This window comes from Chryseobacterium sp. G0162, assembly GCF_003815715.1.
Classification (GTDB): domain Bacteria; phylum Bacteroidota; class Bacteroidia; order Flavobacteriales; family Weeksellaceae; genus Chryseobacterium.
Genome location: NZ_CP033922.1, coordinates 1,669,854 through 1,689,840 on the forward strand (window position 1 = coordinate 1,669,854; position 19,987 = coordinate 1,689,840).

General features: G+C 35.1%; 25 protein-coding genes. 15 read left to right on the forward strand and 10 right to left on the reverse strand.

Going from position 1 to position 19,987, the window contains the following annotated elements; translation table 11 throughout:
• Position 1: 1 nt before the first annotated feature.
• Together EG344_RS07735 and EG344_RS07740 are read right to left on the reverse strand one after the other, a co-directional pair.
• Entirely contained in the window at positions 2 to 1,291 is a 1,290-nt protein-coding gene (locus tag EG344_RS07735; protein ID WP_123908971.1) for a lysine N(6)-hydroxylase/L-ornithine N(5)-oxygenase family protein, read from the reverse strand.
• 26 nt (positions 1,292 to 1,317) lie between these two features.
• Positions 1,318 to 2,910, reverse strand: a complete 1,593-nt coding sequence (locus EG344_RS07740; protein ID WP_123908972.1) for a GNAT family N-acetyltransferase — start codon at positions 2,908 to 2,910, stop codon at positions 1,318 to 1,320.
• A 394-nt stretch (positions 2,911 to 3,304) separates the two neighbouring features.
• Here EG344_RS07740 and EG344_RS07745 point away from each other — a divergent pair, with 394 nt between their 5' ends.
• The 6 genes from EG344_RS07745 (at position 3,305) to EG344_RS07770 (ending at position 6,673) form a co-directional block, all read left to right on the forward strand.
• Entirely contained in the window at positions 3,305 to 3,769 is a 465-nt protein-coding gene (locus tag EG344_RS07745; protein ID WP_123908973.1) for a hypothetical protein, read from the forward strand.
• Positions 3,770 to 3,848: 79 nt separating this feature from the next.
• Positions 3,849 to 4,298 carry a hypothetical protein gene (locus tag EG344_RS07750; protein WP_123908974.1) on the forward strand — a complete coding sequence of 150 codons (450 nt, stop codon included), beginning with the start codon at positions 3,849 to 3,851 and terminating at the stop codon, positions 4,296 to 4,298.
• The gene (locus EG344_RS07755) at positions 4,298 to 4,795 is read left to right on the forward strand and encodes a metallophosphoesterase family protein (RefSeq protein ID WP_123908975.1); all 498 of its coding nucleotides are present in this window, start codon (positions 4,298 to 4,300) and stop codon (positions 4,793 to 4,795) included. The genes EG344_RS07750 and EG344_RS07755 overlap by 1 nt, the downstream gene beginning before the upstream one ends.
• A gap of 9 nt (positions 4,796 to 4,804) precedes the next feature.
• Positions 4,805 to 5,299 carry a Smr/MutS family protein gene (locus EG344_RS07760; protein ID WP_123908976.1) on the forward strand — a complete coding sequence of 165 codons (495 nt, stop codon included), beginning with the start codon at positions 4,805 to 4,807 and terminating at the stop codon, positions 5,297 to 5,299.
• Between the two features lie 18 nt (positions 5,300 to 5,317).
• The gene (locus tag EG344_RS07765) at positions 5,318 to 6,034 is read left to right on the forward strand and encodes a DUF3822 family protein (RefSeq protein WP_123908977.1); all 717 of its coding nucleotides are present in this window, start codon (positions 5,318 to 5,320) and stop codon (positions 6,032 to 6,034) included.
• Between the two features lie 66 nt (positions 6,035 to 6,100).
• On the forward strand, positions 6,101 to 6,673 hold the full coding sequence (locus EG344_RS07770) for an RsmD family RNA methyltransferase (protein ID WP_123908978.1): 573 nt from the start codon (positions 6,101 to 6,103) through the stop codon (positions 6,671 to 6,673).
• Here the strand turns inward: EG344_RS07770 and EG344_RS07775 are convergent.
• Positions 6,670 to 7,017 (reverse strand): winged helix-turn-helix transcriptional regulator, encoded by a 348-nt coding sequence (locus tag EG344_RS07775; protein WP_123908979.1) that lies wholly within the window; start codon positions 7,015 to 7,017, stop codon positions 6,670 to 6,672. The two genes, EG344_RS07770 and EG344_RS07775, sit on opposite strands and share 4 nt — an antisense overlap.
• Before the next feature lie 103 nt (positions 7,018 to 7,120).
• Between EG344_RS07775 and EG344_RS07780 the strand changes: the two genes are divergently transcribed.
• Complete coding sequence (locus tag EG344_RS07780) at positions 7,121 to 7,702, forward strand: nitroreductase family protein (RefSeq protein ID WP_317126490.1); 582 nt, start codon at positions 7,121 to 7,123, stop codon at positions 7,700 to 7,702.
• 209 nt (positions 7,703 to 7,911) lie between these two features.
• Here EG344_RS07780 and murI read toward each other — a convergent pair whose 3' ends face one another.
• The 5 genes from murI to EG344_RS07805 form a co-directional block, all read right to left on the reverse strand.
• A complete protein-coding gene (gene murI, locus EG344_RS07785; protein ID WP_123908981.1) occupies positions 7,912 to 8,742 on the reverse strand; it encodes a glutamate racemase in 831 nt (276 codons plus the stop codon).
• 140 nt (positions 8,743 to 8,882) lie between these two features.
• Complete coding sequence (gene hemW / locus EG344_RS07790; protein ID WP_123908982.1) at positions 8,883 to 10,007, reverse strand: radical SAM family heme chaperone HemW; 1,125 nt, start codon at positions 10,005 to 10,007, stop codon at positions 8,883 to 8,885.
• Positions 10,008 to 10,058: 51 nt separating this feature from the next.
• Positions 10,059 to 11,009 (reverse strand): type IX secretion system membrane protein PorP/SprF, encoded by a 951-nt coding sequence (locus EG344_RS07795; RefSeq protein WP_123859016.1) that lies wholly within the window; start codon positions 11,007 to 11,009, stop codon positions 10,059 to 10,061.
• 51 nt (positions 11,010 to 11,060) lie between these two features.
• On the reverse strand, positions 11,061 to 12,134 hold the full coding sequence (locus EG344_RS07800; protein ID WP_185145598.1) for an RluA family pseudouridine synthase: 1,074 nt from the start codon (positions 12,132 to 12,134) through the stop codon (positions 11,061 to 11,063).
• Between the two features lie 73 nt (positions 12,135 to 12,207).
• Positions 12,208 to 13,299, reverse strand: coding sequence for a PASTA domain-containing protein (locus tag EG344_RS07805; protein ID WP_123908983.1), 1,092 nt, complete (start codon positions 13,297 to 13,299; stop codon positions 12,208 to 12,210).
• 156 nt (positions 13,300 to 13,455) lie between these two features.
• Here EG344_RS07805 and EG344_RS07810 point away from each other — a divergent pair, with 156 nt between their 5' ends.
• The 4 genes from EG344_RS07810 (at position 13,456) to EG344_RS07825 (ending at position 16,077) form a co-directional block, all read left to right on the forward strand.
• Positions 13,456 to 14,445, forward strand: coding sequence for a D-alanine--D-alanine ligase (locus EG344_RS07810; protein WP_123908984.1), 990 nt, complete (start codon positions 13,456 to 13,458; stop codon positions 14,443 to 14,445).
• A gap of 89 nt (positions 14,446 to 14,534) precedes the next feature.
• Complete coding sequence (coaD, locus tag EG344_RS07815; RefSeq protein WP_047098871.1) at positions 14,535 to 14,999, forward strand: pantetheine-phosphate adenylyltransferase; 465 nt, start codon at positions 14,535 to 14,537, stop codon at positions 14,997 to 14,999.
• A 27-nt stretch (positions 15,000 to 15,026) separates the two neighbouring features.
• Positions 15,027 to 15,392 (forward strand): four helix bundle protein, encoded by a 366-nt coding sequence (locus EG344_RS07820; protein ID WP_185145599.1) that lies wholly within the window; start codon positions 15,027 to 15,029, stop codon positions 15,390 to 15,392.
• A gap of 52 nt (positions 15,393 to 15,444) precedes the next feature.
• Positions 15,445 to 16,077, forward strand: coding sequence for a trimeric intracellular cation channel family protein (locus tag EG344_RS07825; RefSeq protein WP_123908985.1), 633 nt, complete (start codon positions 15,445 to 15,447; stop codon positions 16,075 to 16,077).
• Between the two features lie 66 nt (positions 16,078 to 16,143).
• Here EG344_RS07825 and EG344_RS07830 read toward each other — a convergent pair whose 3' ends face one another.
• Positions 16,144 to 16,710 (reverse strand): tetratricopeptide repeat protein, encoded by a 567-nt coding sequence (locus tag EG344_RS07830; RefSeq protein ID WP_123908986.1) that lies wholly within the window; start codon positions 16,708 to 16,710, stop codon positions 16,144 to 16,146.
• 151 nt (positions 16,711 to 16,861) lie between these two features.
• The gene (locus tag EG344_RS07835) at positions 16,862 to 17,359 is read right to left on the reverse strand and encodes a dihydrofolate reductase (protein ID WP_123908987.1); all 498 of its coding nucleotides are present in this window, start codon (positions 17,357 to 17,359) and stop codon (positions 16,862 to 16,864) included.
• A gap of 76 nt (positions 17,360 to 17,435) precedes the next feature.
• On the opposite strand from EG344_RS07835, the gene EG344_RS07840 reads away from it, so the two are divergent.
• From EG344_RS07840 to EG344_RS07855, 4 genes are all read left to right on the forward strand, one after another.
• The gene (locus EG344_RS07840) at positions 17,436 to 18,041 is read left to right on the forward strand and encodes a LemA family protein (protein WP_066690947.1); all 606 of its coding nucleotides are present in this window, start codon (positions 17,436 to 17,438) and stop codon (positions 18,039 to 18,041) included.
• 2 nt (positions 18,042 to 18,043) lie between these two features.
• Entirely contained in the window at positions 18,044 to 18,472 is a 429-nt protein-coding gene (locus EG344_RS07845; RefSeq protein ID WP_185145600.1) for a TPM domain-containing protein, read from the forward strand.
• Positions 18,453 to 19,268: a TPM domain-containing protein gene (locus EG344_RS07850; protein ID WP_123908989.1), complete on the forward strand. Its 816-nt coding sequence runs from the start codon at positions 18,453 to 18,455 to the stop codon at positions 19,266 to 19,268. Before EG344_RS07845 ends, EG344_RS07850 begins: the two co-directional genes overlap by 20 nt.
• Before the next feature lie 197 nt (positions 19,269 to 19,465).
• The gene (locus EG344_RS07855) at positions 19,466 to 19,987 is read left to right on the forward strand and encodes an NAD(P)H-dependent oxidoreductase (RefSeq protein WP_123908990.1); all 522 of its coding nucleotides are present in this window, start codon (positions 19,466 to 19,468) and stop codon (positions 19,985 to 19,987) included.

Here is a 19,987-nt window from a genome sequence, read left to right on the forward strand (position 1 = left end):
TTTATATAGTTTCTAATGCTCCGAAATGCTGAAAAGCAATGTTTTTTTCCAATGGATAATATTCGTGTCCTAATATTTTGTTGATAATGGTAGCATTTCTATAAGGCCCCATTCCTAAATCTGATGTGATAATCCCTTGTGAGTCTACACAACCGTTCTGCATAAATATCTCATTGTCATTGACATCCACCGTATAGTTTTCTGAAGACAATAATGTTCCGTCATTTTGGCTCTTGTTCAGACGATCTTCAATAGGTTGTAAAAAATGGGGAACCTCATATCGGTAACCCGTAGCCAGGATAAGATAATCCGTATTTACTGAAAACGTTTTTTCTTCTTCCAAATGCCTCATATTTAGCGTATAGCTTTCATCGTATGACATCTCTTCAAGTAAACTATTGGTCAGTATTTTAACAGGAAGTGGTTGCTCTTCTTTCATCTGCTGATGATAAAGTTCATCATAAATTGTACTTATCAATTCATCATTGATTCCTTTATAAAGAATATCCTGTTTGTTAATCACTTCTCTTCTTTTCTTTAATGGAAGCCTGTTGAAGTAGGAAATATAATCCATGGAAGTAAATTCATACGTGAATTTCGAATTTTCCATAGGAAAGAATCTATCCGCAGCCGTTACCCAGTTTAGTTTCAAGTCTAATTCCGGTCTGGCAGTAAGAAGATCAAAAAAGACTTCACCTCCACTTTGCCCGGAGCCCAATACTGTAATAGTACTGCCTTTCTTCAAATATTGTTTTCTGTGTAAGTATTCAGAAGAGTGGAAAATATGTTCTTTAGAGAAACGTTCTGTGATTTTAGGCACATTAGGAATTGAACCTACTCCTAGTACAATTTTATCGGTAAGATAAACTTTCTTTTCACAATTAATAAGATCAATGACTGAAACTTCGTAACATTCATGAATTTCATTATAGTCTATTTCTGTAACAGTATGGCTGAAATTAAGGCTTTCAATTTGTGAGGCTACCCATTTACAGTAAAGGTTATATTCCATCCTTGTTACATAAAAGCTTTCCTTAAAGCAGAAGCGGAAAATTTTACCTTTCTCTCTTAAATAATTGATATAGGTAAAAGGGCTTTTGGGATTTACGATCGTTACCAGATCCGCCAGAAAAGGAACCTGAAGGGTTGTCCTGTCTATCATCAAACCACTGTGCCATTCGAACCTGGGTGCTTTATCAAAAAATATGGTTTTCAGGTCATGTTCTTCAAGCAAAGCAGCAAGACTTAGATTGAATGGTCCTATTCCTATACCAATGATATCATATTTCATAAATTATCTTTTTCAGTATTCAAGTATTATGTTGTAATGTTTATTTTCAGGACCGAATTTTTAAAGATATCTTCTGTGGTTTCATAGAATTTCTCACGGTCAAGGAAAGTCAGGTTGGATGTTTTATAAGGGAGGGCCAGTGACCTGTTGAATTCACACCCTACTTTGGTAATCAGGTTGTGAGTTCCTTTATGGGATGCAGAGGCCTCGCCTATCATTCTTGTCAGTTGTGGGAAAGAGAAGAAATATTCCATACACATGGCTAGTGCATTCATTGAAAAGTTTGGAATTTTTTCTTTGGCAGGAGCAATAAGCATATGAAAGCCGTAATCTCCCGGATTGAAACGGTAATATTTACCCACTTCATCTTTTACTGCCCAATACAGTTCTAAAGTAAAAATAGGATTGCCATTCAGAAGTCCAATATAAGGATGAGAATAATCTACTCCCATGTGTTTGATGTAAGCTTCCTCGAACTCCTGCTGATCCACATCCATTTCCCAATACTTCTTCGCGTATTCCATATTAGACCACTCGTGCAGGAACTCCATATCCGTTTCCGGATTAAAAGCTCTCAAAGTGATTTCTAAAGTCCCGTTATTGAAATATCTTTTATGCAGTATTTCACCATAATCAGGCTTTATTAGTTTTTTGGAATAATGTTTAGGATTAATCAGGAAATTATGCTGTCTGATATATTCTTTCCAGATGTCCTGGTTGAGACTGTAAGCCTGCTTCAGGAAAAGTCTAGCTTCTATAGTTTCGTAAATAAAATTCATGGCATCACCATAAACCTCTCTCAAAGAATCAATTTCAGTATCTATAATTTGATACAGAACTTCTTCTTCTATTGAACCCAAATAAGCCAAATGCCTTAGAACAGGATATAAATTGTAATAAACCACATGGGTTCTTATAAAATTCTGAGCCTTTTCAGTTCTGATAGCAGCTCCATCCGGATTGTATTCATCAAAACTAACATCTACCTTATCAGTATTCTGATGGATCAAGGTATGTTCGATATTGCTGTTATAGATGATCCCTTCCTCAATATATTTTCCTACTGCTGTCTTTAGCAACGAATGGGTATATTCTGAAAACCATCGTATAATCGCTGCTTTCTTATCATAATTGGTTTCTAAGGCAATATTCTTAGAAATAAACTCCAATAAATTATCATTATCGTAGCCAAAGAATTTAAAAATAGATCCTGCTTTAACAGCCTCTGTACTATTTACAATTTTATTTCCCTGGTCAAAATACTCACTAAATTCTTCTGAGAAAAATTTAACATAAGCCTCTTCCGGATTTTCTAAGGTTATATTTCCATCGTAAAAAACAGAAGTAAGAAATCTATAGGATTCTTCGGCACTGATCTTAACTACTTCGCCCATTTTCTTTTCTCGATACCCTACGTCTTTCCCTATGTAATGAACTCCGGTAGTAGAAAAATGCTTTACAGGAACAATTAAATAAGATTCTTTACCTGTAATATTAATTCGGATGAATTTACTTTCAGAACAACCGTTCATGAACGTTGACAACTCTTCATCAAACTTTGGTATAAGGTCAAAATAATACCAGTTTTTGCTTTCCAATAAGTATAAACCGACACTCATTATTATTTTTGTTTAGATTAAATAAAAATTAAGACAAATATATACATATTTTCTTATCATCAAAAAAATTATTTAAAATACTGAAAATGAACAATTCAAAACACTGATAAACAGTTAATTAAAATTAAAAATAAAACCCATTTAATACACCAAAAAGTGAATACATCTGTTTTTACGATCACCAATTTCCAAGGCAAGAATCAATTTTTAAGATTTAAAAAAAATGTTTTTAAGAATTAAATAAAAAAATGACAACAAAACAACAAATGTCTCAATTTGAGAATTTATTGAAAATAGTAAATGACTATGACAAATTTATTGTAAGCGGAAAACTTTCAGCCTTATATTGAAAAGCTTAATTTTGTCAATATTAAAGTGTAATCATTTTAAAAGTATGAAAAAGTCGATCCCATTTCTTTTGTTGTTATTCTTCGCAGCCGGTTTTATGAAAAGCCAGGACAAAACCTCAGACCCTTTTCTCTTACAGACCTGGAAACTGAATAAGCTGGATGACTACATTTATACTTACGAAAAGCAGAATATTTTTGATGCCAAAACCCCTGGTTTAAAATTTAGTAAAAACGGAAAAATCATTGGAAATTTGAGTAAATCAGCCAATGGTTATGATACAAAAGAAGATTTTCCAGGAAAAGCCTCAAAAATGGAACGGTATATGGGAAGTTGGAAAAAAGTTTCAGATACCACCATTGCCATTGTATTTTCTTCAAACAACAGCATGAATGGAACTTTTGTAATTTCCAGGCTTACTGAAAGCGGATTAAAGCTAAGAAAGGTCTTCAGTGCAGACATAGAAAAAAAACTCGACTCCATACGAAGAACCAAGAATATTTCTTATTAGACCTTAAGTAGCCATATAAAATTCAATCAAAATCGTTTTAGTAAAGCTTCTTTATATTTGTAATTTAAAACATTAAAAAATGATAATAAACAGACTATTCGCTTTCTTCTTATTGATAGCGGGCTGTAATTTATATTCATCGCAGGATGTAAGCATTAAAGATGATAAAGTTCTTCTGGATGGAAAACAAATTTTAAAAGCAGAAAAGATCAATCTTACGCAATATTCATTCTTCTCCATGAAAGATGATGAAGAAGTACTGATGTACAAATACATGGATAATGAAACGCCAAGATATGTAAGTGATGATTATTTTGTCCTGAACTTCCTAACGGAAAAAACCAGGGTAGAATCTACTGACTTAGCAAAAATTGCCAATTTTATGAATTCCAAGAAAGGAATGGAAAAGTTGGTAAGGTGGTTACTCAAAGAAAGAGTGATCAATCAGGATGGAGAACTAAATCCTGATCGTCTTGCAATATTCAAAGAAAAATATGACGAAAACATTACGCAAAGAACCCTTAGATAATGACAAAAATCCTTCTCCTATCCGATTCTCATTCCTATATCGATGAACGGATTCTGGAATATGCATCCCAAGCCGATGAAGTCTGGCACTGTGGAGATTTTGGAAGCATAGACGTTATTGAACAGCTGGAAAAAATAAAACCTTTAAAAGGTGTATACGGAAATATAGATAACTCAAAAATACAATCTGAATTCCCTGAAATCAACCGGTTTTTCTGTGAAAAACTGGAAGTTTTAATGATTCACATTGGTGGATATCCTGGAAAATATACTCCTCTAACCAAAAAGGAAATTGCGGAAAAAGCTCCTAAATTATTTATCTCAGGACATTCCCATATTTTAAAAGCAATGTATGATGAAAAGAACAATCTTTTACACTTGAACCCAGGAGCCTGTGGAAAACAAGGTTGGCACAAAGTGAGGACGATGATGCGTTTTGTAGTGGATGGGGAAGAAATAAAAGATCTTGAAGTGATTGAGCTTGGTTCAAGAGTATAAAATAAGAAAATGAAAATCGGAGATACAGTTTCTGTAGTGGATGAAGATTTAAACGGTGTGGTAACTTCCGTAAAGGGGAATATTGTGGTTTTCAAAGATGAATATGGCTTTACTCATCAATACCCTAAAGAAAAACTCGTCCCCAAGAATCCTGATCTTTATGAAAATATCCGGGTAATAAAAAAAGCGGAGCCTAAAAAGATCATTTCTAAAAAACATCAGAAAAATCATTTGGTTTTAGACCTGCATTTTCATAATTTGGTAAAGAATCCTAATGATTATGATAGTTTTGAAAGATTGTTTATTCAAAAGGAAAAACTGATTGAAGTGATCGAATTTTGCAGAAGAAATAATTTAAAGAGGCTGGAAATCGTCCACGGAATTGGGGATGGAACGTTACAACGGATGGTTCGGGATGTTTTGGATAGCCAGGTTAATATTGATTTTTATAATAAGGAAATACTTCACCATCAATCGGGTGCGGTAATGGTAGAATTTCACTAAATTTGCAGGAATTGAAATATGAACGTACTTAATTTACTTTTTACCAAAGACGGATTGATTTATCAGATTGTTAAAAACAAAAACATTCTGGAGGAGAAATCTTATTTCGTTACAGAAGAAACGCCCGCGAACCTTATAGAGGAAAAGCTGGATGAAGTTCTTCTCAAACAGCGTTTTGATGAAATTCAGGTAATTTCTGCACTGAATCATTTTACATTGATGCCTGAAGGTTTCTCTGACCATGATGCCGGATTTGATTTGATCTCATTTAACGCTCCTGCCGATAGAGAGAAAGAAGAACTGATGCTTTCCATCAACAAAAAATTCAATATTCAGTTTTATTATACTTTCCCTAAACACTATTATAAAAAAATAAAGGAGCTGGCGATACCAGTACATTTTAATTTTTCAGGGGAAAAGTTTCTAAGCTCTATCCACAATAAGAATAACAAGGAAATCCATATCAATCTTTACCATAATCAGTGTGAATTTTTTGCCATTGATAATAAGAAAATCATCCTTTACAACAATCTTGATGTGAATTCTGAGGTAGATTTCCTTTATTTCATCATGTTTACATTAAGTAAAATAGGTTTCGGAATTAATGAAACCAGCTTTTACGCTTATGGTGAAACTACGGAAAATGAAACGTTCATTTCTGAACTTCAGAAGTTTGTAAGAAACCTGAAGATCGTTTTTGACAATATTCCTAATAAGAATTTTATACTTAACTAGAGATAGGTAGTAAGATAAAATAAATTTATATATACCTATAATCTATCCCCTAAACCCTAATACAACATGTTCAGAATAATATCAGGCAAATGGAAAGCCAAAAAAATTGCCGCTCCCAAGAACTTTGAAGTAAGACCAACCACGGATTTTGCAAAAGAAGCCTTATTCAGTATTTTGGAAAATAAATACGATATGCAGTCAATCTCTGTATTGGATCTTTTCGCAGGAATCGGTTCTATTTCCTTCGAATTTGCTTCCAGGGGATGCCAGGATGTAACTTCTGTTGAATTGAATCCAAAACACACAGCCTTCATCAATTCTACAGCGTCTGAACTTGACATGGCTCTTCAGATCAATGTACAGAGAGGAGATGTGTTTGATTGGCTTAAAAAATTCAGAAATAAAAGATCCTTCGAAATTGTTTTTTCTGATGCACCTTTTGAAATGGAAGAGAAAAAATATTATGAATTGATCTCTTTAGTTCTGAATAATAAGTTCCTGAAAGAAAACGGAGTTCTTATTGTAGAGCATCAAAGCCGCATGAAACTGGAACATCCAAACCTGATAGACACGAGAAAATACGGAAACGTGAGTTTCAGTTTTTTTGATCCGAATAAAGAAGATAACCAGGAACTTTAGTTCTTGGTTATTTTTTTTGAATTCTCAGGAGCATCTATTCCCCATCGGGTAATTGCTTCCAGAACTGGCAGCAATGTTATTCCAAATTCTGTTAAGGTATATTCTACCATCAAAGGTGGTTTTTCTGTATATACTTTTCTGTCAATGATATTATCCTCTTCCAGCTGTTTAAGTTGAAGACTCAATGTTCTTTCTGTAATTGTAGGAATATCTTTTCTCAGTTCGTTATATCTTTTGGCACCATGAATAAGATGGTGTAAGATGACAGCCTTCCATTTTCCACCTATAAATCGCATGGTTACACTCGTACAGCAAGGGTAAGATTTGTTATCAATTGTATACATTTTTTATACTATCATTTTTAACCGTTATTGCAAAGTTAAGAAACTTAAATTAATTTTGTAACTATAAAAATGATAGTATAAAATTATGAACTTTTTAAACAAAATGAAAACAAGGTATACTGTAAAAAAGTATAACCCACAGGGCAATATCAGTGAAGAGCAGATCTCTCAACTAAAAGAAATCCTGAACTTAAGTCCATCTTCCATCAACAGTCAGCCATGGAATTTTATCTTTGTAAATCGTGGTGAGCTGAAATCACAGCTAGCAGAGGTTTCTTTTATTAATAAAGAAAAAGTAATCGACTGCAGCCATCTGATTATTTTTCAGGTTCTTAAAAATCCTGAAGATTTTGAAAAGCAAATCGAAGAAAACCTGCCTGAAGGTGCTGTAAACTATTACAGAACCAGAGTAAAGCCCAAAGGAGATGCTTTTGTTAAATCCTGGTTAGGACATCAGGTATATTTATCATTAGGAGTACTCCTTTCAGCTTGTGCAGATATGGGAATTGATTCAACACCGATGGAAGGAATAGAACCTGAGCTCTATGACGAGATTCTGAAGAATGATAAATATGAAACATTATTTGCTGTTGCAATCGGGGAAAAGCTGGATACGGATGCCAACCAGCCTCAATTCAATCCAAAATCAAGATTAAACGCTGAGAAAGTGATCCTGGAAGCATAATTTGAAAATATGAATATCTTTTATTGATACTTAATTCTAAAATCTATATTTCTATGTGGTATGATACTTTTTACCACATAGAAACATAGATAATAAGCTTACCTAAAACTATTCTGTACCTATGGCAATATACAGTAATTGCGACTGCTTTACAACGCTTGCAATGACTAATAAAAAAAGTCTGCTTCTTTATGAGGCAGACTTTTTATTTATAATACTTTGAATTCTAAATCAATGGTTTTACCGAAGAATTTTTTAGAGATCTTTTCAAAGTTTTTGGTAAGATCCGAAAGGTAGAAATGGTAATTCGGTTTAGGATTATTTTCATTCAGAAGATTGTATTTATCAAGAATAATCTTCAGATGATTGGCTACAATATTAGGCGAATCAATCACTCGAACCCTGTTTCCATAATACTGTTTAATCTCATCAATCAACAATGGATAATGGGTACAGCCCAAAATTAATGTTTCAATATTTTTCAGCTTATTATTACTCAGATAATTGTAAATAATCGCATGAGTAATCGGATGATTCTTAAATCCTTCTTCAATAGCCGGAACCAATAAAGGCGTTGCCAATTCATCTACCTTAATCCATTTATTGTGCTTCCTGATACTCTTTTTATACAATCCGGAGTTCACAGTAGCCTTAGTAGCGATTACTCCAACATTATTATGAATTTCATAAGATACTTTTTCAGCAACGGGATTAATAACGTCTATAACGGGGACTTTCCCTGCCACTGACTGCATCACTTCATTCAAAGCATTAGCTGTAGCTGTATTACATGCTATTACAATTGCTTTGCAGTTTTGCTCCAGCAGAAAATTGGTAATCTTTGTCGAATATTCGATAATCGCTTCTTTCGACTTTTCCCCATAAGGAAGATGCTTGGTATCTCCAAAATAGATAAGGTCTTCATTGGGCAGAAGCCTTTTGATTTCCTTAGCAACTGTAAGCCCTCCTACTCCGCTATCAAAAATACCGATAGGCTGGCTGCGTGAAAGATGCGAATAATCTTGTTTTTTAGTTTTCAAATGACACTGAAATTTTATACAAAATTAATGAATTTATATGGTATAATATACTATATAATTAAGAAGCTTCAATGCTGGATGCAACCATCAGCTATATTTTAAACATGCCATGCTGAGTAAAGTTGAAGCATCTTGTCATATTACACCATAAATAAGTCTGAGGCAATTCCATCTGCCATAAACCAATGCTTTTCCGGAATTTTCAGATGATCATTTTCTATGATTAAAATACCTTCTTCCATTTTATGCCTGATCTCATTTTTAAAATGCTCCATGAACCGGTCATCAAACTTTTCTTTTAAGCTTTTCATATCTACCCCCCAAATGGTTCTCAAGCCTATCATAATCATTTCATTAAACTGATCTTCCTTAGAAAGAATTTCTTCTTCCTTGGCTAGAAGCTTTGCACCGAGTTTTTTAATGTACTGTTGATTATTAGCTATATTCCAGCTTCTCACATCAAATCCGTTGTAAGAATGTGCGGAAGGGCCAATTCCTAAATATTCCTGATATTTCCAATAGGCTGAATTATGTCTGGAATAGAATCCAGGTTTTGCAAAGTTTGAAACTTCATAATGCTCAAAACCGTTATCTTTTAAAAAGTCAGATAGATAATAGAACTCACGGTTCTGCTCTTCTTCTTTCGGACTTTTAACTTTCCCTTTTGATATCCAATTGTCAAGAGCTGTTTTAGGTTCAACTGTTAAAGCATAAGAGGAGATATGAGGAACTTCCAGAGCAATAGTTTTATGTAAATTTTCTTTCCAGATCTCCAGATTGGAAGTAGGTGAACCATAGATGAGATCTATACTTAGGTTTTCAAATCCAAAATCCTGAGCACGTTTGATAGATCCTTCTGCTTCTGAAGCGGTATGAGCACGGTTCATCAGTTTAAGATCTTCTTCAAAGAAACTCTGGGTTCCAATTGACAATCGGTTAACAGGTGTTCCTGCCAGTTGTTTTAAGAAATTTTTATCCAGATCATCCGGATTGGCTTCCAATGTGATTTCAATATCTTTTTCGAAACTAAAACCGTGTAAAACCTCATCAATTAAAGAATTAATTTCATCCACTGAAAGAATAGAAGGAGTTCCGCCTCCAAAATAAAGCGATTTTAAGCTTTTACTTTTCAGCTCATGCTTTCTAAGCTGTATTTCCGTTTTCATCGCACGAAGCATTTCATCCTTAAAATTAAGAGATGTTGAAAAATGGAAATTGCAATAACTACACTTTTGCTTACAGAACGGAATGTGAATATATATCATAAAAAAAGCCCTGAAAAAATTCAGAGCTCAAATTTATTTAAATTAAATTGATTAATATCTATATCCTCGAACATTAATAAAGTTATCGAAGTTATACCCAAGTCCGATCATGAAGCTGTTTCCTCCATACGTTTGAATATCAGACAAACCTAGGTTATAAGTAGCTCCAATCATGATTTTGTTCAGTCTTACTTTAACAATCGGAGCAATTTCCAATTGCTGGCTGTCAAATCTGTTCTGAGCCGCTCTATAACTTACCCCTACAGAGAATGCATTCACTTCATTATTGAAGGTAGCCATTAGGTTATAGTCCATTACTCTTGTTGAGTTCGTGTTTAGATTAATCATGGCAGCAGGCGTTAGCATGATGTTATCTGCAATATGCCAGTTATATCCTAAGTTTAAGAAAAACTTAATTGGAGAAGGCTCCCATCCGTTAACAATAGGTTTATCATTACCTAATGCAATATCATTTACGGAAACACCTCCAAAAAGGTTTCTATAAGTGGCAGCCAAACCGAAGTTAGCATAAGCCATGAAAATATTCTGCTGATCTCCTTTTACTAAAGGATCTCCCTGCTCTTCAACGTTGATTTTAGTATAATCAAAATTTCTGTTGTACAAACTTACACTTGTACCAAATGAGAACTGATCTTTTCTGTCTCCTTCACTACTTAGAGGAATAAAATATGAAGCACCCGCCGTAATACCACCCGCAGATTCAGCTCCGTTGCTGTCTCTGAATATGGTAAGACCAGCACCTACTCTATCGAAAATGTTTGCATTAATTCCCACCGATTGTACATTTGGGGATTCGCTGAATTTTGAAAATTGCTTCTGATAAATGGCATTGAGCTGTACGTAGTCTGTTTTACCGTACTGAGCTGGGTTGAACAGGAAATCACCATCCAAAAGATACTGTTGATAATATGGTAGTGATTCTTGTGCTTTGTATGCATTTGACAAAAGAGCTAAACATACGATAGCATATAGTTTTCTCATAACAAATCTTGATTTCAATTCAACAAATATAAAAAAAATCTCAATATATTTTTAGTTTTCTAAATAAATTCTCCATTTTTTTACAGCATCCTCCATATCTTTGGGCATTGGGCTTTCAAAATATAATTCCTTTTTTGTTGTGGGGTGTATAAATCCTAGGGTATGTGCATGCAATGCGTGTCTTGGAAGAATTTCGAAAACATTTTTAATAAACTGTTTGTATTTTGGAAGATTCACACCTCTTAAAGGCGTATGCCCTTCATAGCGCTCATCATTGAACAATGTATGTCCAATATGTTTGAAGTGTGCTCTAATCTGATGAGTTCTTCCCGTTTCAAGCTTACATTCTACCCAGGTCATATACTTAAATCTCTCTAAAACTTTATAATGGGTAACAGCATGTTTTCCATGGCTGCCATCTTCGTATACAGACATCTGCATTCTATTTTTAGGATGCCTTCCGATATGTCCTCTGATGGTTCCCTCTTCTTCCTGAGGATTTCCCCATACAAAAGCCCAATACAGCCTTTTGGTAGTCCTGTTGAAGAACTGCTTAGCCAGAAAGCTTAATGCATATTCATTTTTAGCCACTACCAGAAGTCCGGAAGTGTCCTTATCAATTCTATGAACAAGTCCTACCCTGTCAAGATCAGATTTTGAGCCATTTTTTTCAAAATGAAATGCCAGAGCATTAACTAAAGTTCCATCCCAGTTTCCATGTCCGGGATGTACTACCATACCAGGCTCTTTATCTACAACTACCAGATCATCATCTTCATACACTATATTAATAGGAATATCCTGTGGAATAATTACATTTTCCCTTGGCGGACGGGTTAGTAGTATTGAGATCTGATCTCCGGGTTTTACACGGTAATTCTGCTTTACTGCAGCACCATTGACTATAACGTTTCCAGCTCTGCAGGTCTGAGAAATTTTATTTCTTGAAGAATTCTGACGGTGTATTAAAAGAAATTTATCAATTCTTAATGATTCCTGTCCTGGATCAACCGTAATATTAAGATGTTCATATAAACCTTTGTTTTCCTCATCAATATCGATATTATCAATACTGTTGGAGTCTAATAATTCTTCGTCTAAAAAATCTTCGTTATCTTCTGACATTGTATTTATTTTTTTACACAAAAGGCTTCAACATTTTGCAGTTGAAGCCTATATTTTTATTATTAATCTTTATTTATTCTACGACTACTTTCTTAGCCTTTGGCTTTTGAGCAGGCTGTTGTGTAGAAGTTGAAGCTGCTGGTTTTGCAGTATTTCCGGTAGCAGGCGTACTTGTAGAAGCCTTAGGCTTTTCTGTCCCAGTACTTGCCGGTTTTGGAGTTGTAGACTGAGGTTTTGGAGTCTCAGTTTTCGGAGCTTCCGTCTTTGGAGTTTCTCTCCTAGGTGCGGGTGCAGGTACTACCGGAGCTTCATAACTTGGTTCATGATGAACTTCTTCATATCGTACTGGCGGCAGAGAAGTGTCTACTTTCATACGGTAAATAGAATTCAGCTGTTCCACTTTTGCTCTAAGTTCTGCCGGGGTTTTCTTACTTGCCCAAAGGTCAATCTGCATTCCCTGGTCACGAACATCACCGGAAGCAGGATCTTGATAATAGATAATATCAGATTCATCCTTACCACCATCTTCATGTTCTACCAATCCTACTTCAAACATACTCTTCGTAATGACAGCTCTCGCTTCTTTTACGGAAAGCCCTACTACATTAGGAATGGAAATATTTCTCATCGGCCCTGATCCCACCACAACATCAATTACGGAGAATCTAGGAAGACGGGCACCTGGATTTACAGCATTTCCTTTATATAAAATTCTTAAAAGAGCATCTTTCTGAATACTCGGCTCGTAAATAGTATCGCCAATTTTCAGTCCAACCTGATCCAATCTCTGGAATGCAAGTCCTGAATATTTATTGATAACATCCGGAACAGCAATCTGAGCCCATGTTCTAGGATTCACTTTAAGACGCACTGTTCTTCCATCCTTTACACGGGAACCCGGAGCTGGATAGATTTGTAAAACCTGAAATGGTCTGTATTTAGGGTCATAATTGGCACTGTCTACTTCATATTCCAACCCTGTATCATCTAATATTTTAACAGCATCATGTACAGATTTATTAACAACATTAGGAACAGGAATTTCCTGACCGTGATTAGTGTGGTACTCTAACCAACGGAACGTAAGCCATACAAGCCCTACGAAAACACCGATTGCCACTACTAAATTGACTAAAACTTTCCAATTGAAAAGTGATTTAAGCATACTTAAAAATACTTTAATTATAACCGCAAATATAGCTAATAATTTTAGAATGGACTTTTTATTTAACACAATTCATTTTTGATTTGAAAATTTCCCGATTTCCCGTATTGCATTGCATAAAATGTTTAAATTTGCCTTAATTGATACTATATGGTTATGAATAAAAAAAGTGTTGCCGTAGTAATGGGAGGCTATTCTGATGAATATGTTGTATCCTTAAAAAGCGGACAATTGATCTACGATTCCTTAGACAGAAATTTGTATGATGTATATAAAGTAGTAGTCCTTAAAGATGAATGGTATTTTTTAGGAGAAAATGATAAAAAATACCCGATCAACAGAGGCGATTTTTCTGTCACCTTAGATAATGGAGAAACATTAAAATTTGATGCTTGTTTCAATATCATCCACGGAACACCTGGTGAAAATGGTATTCTTCAGGCTTATTGGGATGCCATAGGTCAAAAGTACACAGGTTGTGATTTCTACCAGAGTGCCCTTACCTTCAACAAAAAAGATACGCTTGCCGTATTGTCAAAATATGGAATTCCATCAGCCAAAAGCATTTATCTGAGAAAAGGAGAAAACATCGATGTAGATAAAATTGTAGAAGAATTAAATCTTCCCCTTTTTGTAAAGCCTAACCAATCCGGATCTTCACTGGGAATTTCTAAAGTAAAGGAAAAATCTGAACTCATCGCAGCTACAGAAATTGCTTTCAAAGAAGATGACGAAATCCTGATCGAAAGTTTCTTAAACGGAATGGAGGTTTCTGTAGGAGTTATCGATTTTAAAGGAGAAACTATCGTTTTAGGAATTACAGAAATTGTTCCAACCAATGAGTTTTTCGACTATGAAGCTAAATATGAAGGAGCATCTGAAGAGATTACCCCAGCAAGAATTGATGCAGAAACTACAAAAAGAGTAGAAGAAATTTCCAAAAGAGCCTACAATTCTCTTGGAATGAGCGGATTCTCAAGAAGTGAATTTATTTTAATGGATGGGATACCTTATATGCTTGAAATGAATACCAACCCAGGATTCTCTCCGGCAAGTATTCTTCCTCAACAGGCCAAACATTATGGAATTTCCATTATGGATCTTTGTGGAAATGAAGTTGAAAAAGCTTTAAATAAAAGAAAATAGATCATAAAAGTTAGAAATCAGAGGTTGATGATTGAGCAAAATTTGAAATCAAACCTCCATTGACAACTCAAAATCATAACTCATACAACATGAAAATTGCTGTTTTCCCTGGGTCTTTCGACCCTATCACTTTAGGACATTACGATATTATAGAAAGAGCGGCACCGCTATTTGATAAATTAATTATTGCCATCGGGCAGAATTCCCAGAAGAAATATATGTTTCCTCTTGAGAAAAGAATGGAATTCATTCAAAACTCTGTAGCAGAATTCCCCAATGTAGAAGTAGATTCATTCGAAGGCTTAACAGTAGACTACTGTTTTGAAAAGAATGCTCAATACATTATCAGAGGACTTAGAAATCCTGCCGATTTTGAGTTCGAAAAAGCAATAGCTCACACCAACAGAACATTAGCTCATAAAAAATTAGAAACCGTATTCTTATTAACCTCTTCCGGAAAATCATTCATCAGCAGCAGCATCGTAAGGGAAATTATTACCCACGGAGGCGAATATGAACTGATGGTTCCCGATTCCGTTAGGGTTGAGAGATAGATATAATGAGTAATTAGGTAATGAGCAATGAGTAATTTTGATGGTATAGATTTTAACAAAATTTTCCGTGAAAGGACTAAGAAATTTTCTAATGATATCATTAGAGCATTTTCTCTATTGCCATATTCTGATGATGTTTCAATAATAAGAAAACAAATTATCAGATCTTCAACTTCAGTAGCTGCTAATTATAGAGCAACTTCAAGGGCTAGATCTGAAAAAGAAAAGCTTGCTAAAATCTGTATTGTGGTTGAGGAAATTGATGAGACACAACTTTGGCTTGAAATTATTGAAGAACTAGAATATATAAGTCCAGAAAAAATTCTACATTTAAAATCAGAATGTGAAGAACTTGTAAAAGTGATGGCCAAATATAAATTATCTCAAATTTAAGTGGCATAATTTTTATTATTCATTGCTCATTATTCATTACTCATCATAATATATGCACGAACAGTTCAATTTTGCCATAGAAGTACTGGGAACCATTGCGTTTTCCATGTCAGGAAGTTTTGCAGCGATGCAGAAACGGCTTGATCCTTTTGGCGTTCTTATTATTGCCTTTGTTACTTCTGTAGGGGGAGGAACTGTAAGGGATCTCCTGCTGGATATTCCCGTATTCTGGATGCATGATCTTCTGATGTGTGCCCTGATTATTATCACCAGCGTTATTTCCATGGTATTCAAATCCCTTGAAAAAAACTTTAAGGTCACTTTATTTATCTTTGATAGTTTTGGATTAGGATTATTTACTATTATTGGGATTCAGAAAGGACTCAATGTTGGAATCCATCCTCTAATCTGTATTGGATTGGGAACTATTACCGGCTGTTTCGGAGGGATTATCCGGGATATATTGTTGAACAGAATTCCACTGATCTTTAGAAAAGAAATCTATGCTACAGCATGTATTGTAGGCGGATCTGCATTTTTATTAATGACAAAGTATACTCCACTTTCCTACACATTTATACAGATCTTTACCATCTTATTGATTGTAGGGATCAGAACACTTGCCGTTAAATACCATTGGCAGATGCCTAAATTTTATGGCTACGATCAGACTTCGGAAATGTAACTCAATGTAAAACAAATAAAAAAGCACCTTATTCAGGTGCTTTTTGGTTTTATCTGTAGTTTCTTACTAGAACTTACCTCTCTGTCTCATATTAGGATTATGCATATGTTTCTGCATAGTTGGCATTTTCAACTGATCTTTCATCATTTTGATTTGATCGGTCATCATTCCTGCACTGTCTAGTCTTTTAGCTTCTTCCAGCAATTTTTGCCCTTCCTGCTTTCTTCCTTTAGAAATTGCAGATGCGGCAAGGTTTAAAGTAGCCATTGCTCTGTCATGCTTCATATTCAAACCGTACTCCAAAGCTTTTTTCATTAAAGGTTCCACTTTTGTAGGATGATCCTGAGCTTGAGTTAAGCCTAATAAATAATGGAAGTATCCGTATTGAGTTTTATGAAGTTGTCCTTTATAGTCGGTAATTTTTGATAACCATACTGCAGCTTTTTCCATATTCTGTTTTCTCAATTGCCAGAATGCCAAAAGAATATACTCGTTTTTAAAGTAAAGTAAAATGGGAAATGCAGCCAAAAGAAAAATAACAATCCCCCATCCAAGATTTCTTGTGAAAATCATCATATAAAGTCCCAGAAGGATAAGAAGTGCTGCTACTGCAATTTTTATGTTCTTATTCATTATTAAATTTTAGAAGTGCAAAGATAATAAATTTAAAGGTTAAAGTTCAAAAAGTCAATAGTGAATGGTCAATTCGCTGCGCTTGTCAATTATTAATATCCGTCGGTAATTTACTATCCGCATTATGAATCAAAAACTGACTAATGACTTCTTATCCTTCTTTCTTGATTCTTTCAAACGTTTGGAAACAAAAATCATAGCCATTTTTTTCGTCTTTTTCATGGCATACTTCATTTGTTTTTTTCCATATTTTCGCATCAATTTTCGGGAAGAAAGTGTCTGCTTCAAGATCGGCTTTTACCAGAGTTACCTCAAGTTTATCCACAATATCCATCGTTTGCTCATAAATATTTCCGCCTCCAATAACAAAAACCTCTTCATCAATCTTCTTAGCAAACTTCATAGCTTCTTTAAGACTTCCTACGATAAGAATCCCTTCTTCAAACCAATCTTTCTTTCTTGAAACAACAATATTGGTACGGTTAGGAAGTGGTTTTCCAATACTCTCATACGTTTTTCTTCCCATGATAATCGGATGCCCTGAAGTAAGGTCCTTAAAATGTTTTAAATCTTTTGGAAGATGCCAAAGCAACTGGTTTTCAAAACCAATCTCGTTCTTCTCTCCCATTGCCACCACTATTGTTGTCATTCAAATATAATTTTCTACAAAATTAGCACATAATTTGTATATTTGATTAGCACAAAAAATTAAAAAAAAATAAACTATGAAAAATAAAGGATGTCTGGGCGCCGGAACTATTGGTATCGCCCTCCTTATTATTGTTGCCGTCCTATTCTTCTGGGGAAAAAGCGGATATAACAGCTTTGTCAACAAAGAACAGACCGTTAACGCAAAATGGTCTAATGTAGAGACCGTATATCAGAAAAGAGCCAATCTTATTCCTAATCTGGAAAGAACTGTAAAATCGTATTCAAAATTTGAGCAGGAAACTTTAACTCAGGTTGTGGAAGCGCGTTCTAAAGCGACGTCTATCAACATTGATCCTACCAATATGACGGAAGCAGATCTTGCGAAGTTCCAGGCAGCACAGGGAGAATTATCCGGTGCATTAAGCAGATTAATGGCTGTGGTAGAGTCTTATCCTAACTTAAAGGCAGATCAGCAGTATATCAACTTCCAGAGAGAGTATACCGCAATTGAAAACAGCATCAGAACAGAAACTGTTTATTATAACGATGCTGCTAAGGATTACAACACCTCTATCAAGACTTTTCCCAATAATATTTTGGCGAATTTCACCAACTTTAAAGAAAAACCTTATTTCAAGGCTGATGCAGGTGCTCAGAAAGCCCCTGAAGTATTCAAATAATAATGGGTAATTTCCTTACAAATCAACAGATCGCTTCCCTTGTGGAAGCGATTCAGTCAGCAGAAGACCATTCTACAGGCGAGATCAGGGTACATATCGACTCTAATACGGAAAACCGTGATGCTAAAACAGCATTCAAAGTTTTCAAAGAACTGTGTATGGATAAAACTACTGATAGGAATGCTGTGCTTTTTCATGTCAATTTTGAAAAAAAATACCTCACCATTATCGGAGATGTAGGGATTCATGCAAAAGTAAATCAATCGTATTGGGATCATCTGCATGACTATATCACCTCTGAATTTGCCAAAGGAAATTATTATAAGGCCCTGAAAAGTGCTATTCTTGAAACAGGTCTTGAACTTAAAAAATATTTTCCTGTAGAAGGAGAAAATCCAAACCAACTTCCGAATGAAATTACATTCTCTTAAAATAGTATTTTCATTTTTACTACTCTGCTTTTACACTTTTGTATCAGCACAATATACCATTCCTGAAAAACCAGCAGTTTTATACCCTGTTTTTGATGAAGCAGGTCTTCTTTCTCAACAGGAAAAAGATGAGCTTAATAATAAACTCATCAAATTTGCTGATTCTACTTCCACAGAAATTGAAGTTGTTATCATTAAGTCCACCAAAGGCGAAGATGTCAACTTTCTGGCCACAATGTTTGGCCAGCAATGGAAGATCGGAAAAAAAGGAGTGGATAACGGAGTAGTCTTCCTGATCGCTACTGAAGACAGAACCATGTCTATTCAACAGGGACGTGCCGTAGAACAATACCTTACGGCATCTGTTGCAGGACAGATCCTGGATTATATTGTTACGCCTAACTTCAAAAAAGGGCTTTGGTATGAAGGAATCAACGGTGGTACCTCAGCCATTATGGACGCTGTCCAAGGTAAATTCAAACCTGTTCCTACGACAGCTCCTTCCGGGGATGGCAGTGCTCTTAAAGTTCTTATTATCGCCTTTGTTATTTTTATCATCATTGCTATTCTCTTTGGTAACCGAGGTGGTGGCCGTGGTGGAGGTGGAAATTATGATGACGATGATGATGTAATTATCACTCGAAGAGGACGCAGAAATTATCCTGGTGGGTTCTTCCCATTCCCAGGTAGTTTTGGAGGCGGAGGCTTCGGTGGTGGCAGTTCCGGCGGCGGCGGCTTTGGAGGCTTCGGCGGTGGCGGAAGTTTCGGAGGCGGTGGTGCTTCCGGAGGATGGTAATCTTACAAACATTCTATTCAGATATCAACAGATCAGGTCTTAATGACCTGATTTTTTATTTAAAAACTTAAAATAACAGTGTTTTTTTGCTTTTAATTAACATTAATTTGACTTTCACATATTAAAAAATTAATAAACCAACATAAAAACTACCTTTTATTCAATATTTTTTCAGTATATTTACTGAAAACAGGATTATGAAGAAGACACTGGTAGTATTTGCCCACCCTTATCTGGAGCACTCCAATTCGAATGTAGAGCTCATCAATTTCTACGTTCGTCATCAGCATTATACCTTACGTGATCTTTATGAAGAATATCCTGATTTTCATATTGCGGCCTTCAGAGAAAGAAAGCGTTTAGCTAATTATGACCGCTTTATTTTTCAGTTTCCGCTGATCTGGTTCGGAATGCCTCCACTCTTAAGATTATGGATTGATGAAGTTTTCGATCGTGACTGGTTACAGCCCGGAAAAGAAAACCCTCTTGAAAATAAGGAAGTCTATATATTGGTAACCACTGGTGGAAAGGAAAGATCATTCAGTAAGACCGGAACCTATCAATATACTATTGATGAACTTATCAGTGGATTGATTGTATCCTTAAAGGTTTTCAAGGCTGATATTAAACACATCAAGATCGTTTACGAAGCCAACAAATTGTCTAAGAAAGAAATTATTTTACATAAAAAAGAGTTTACAGAACTGCTCAATCAATAA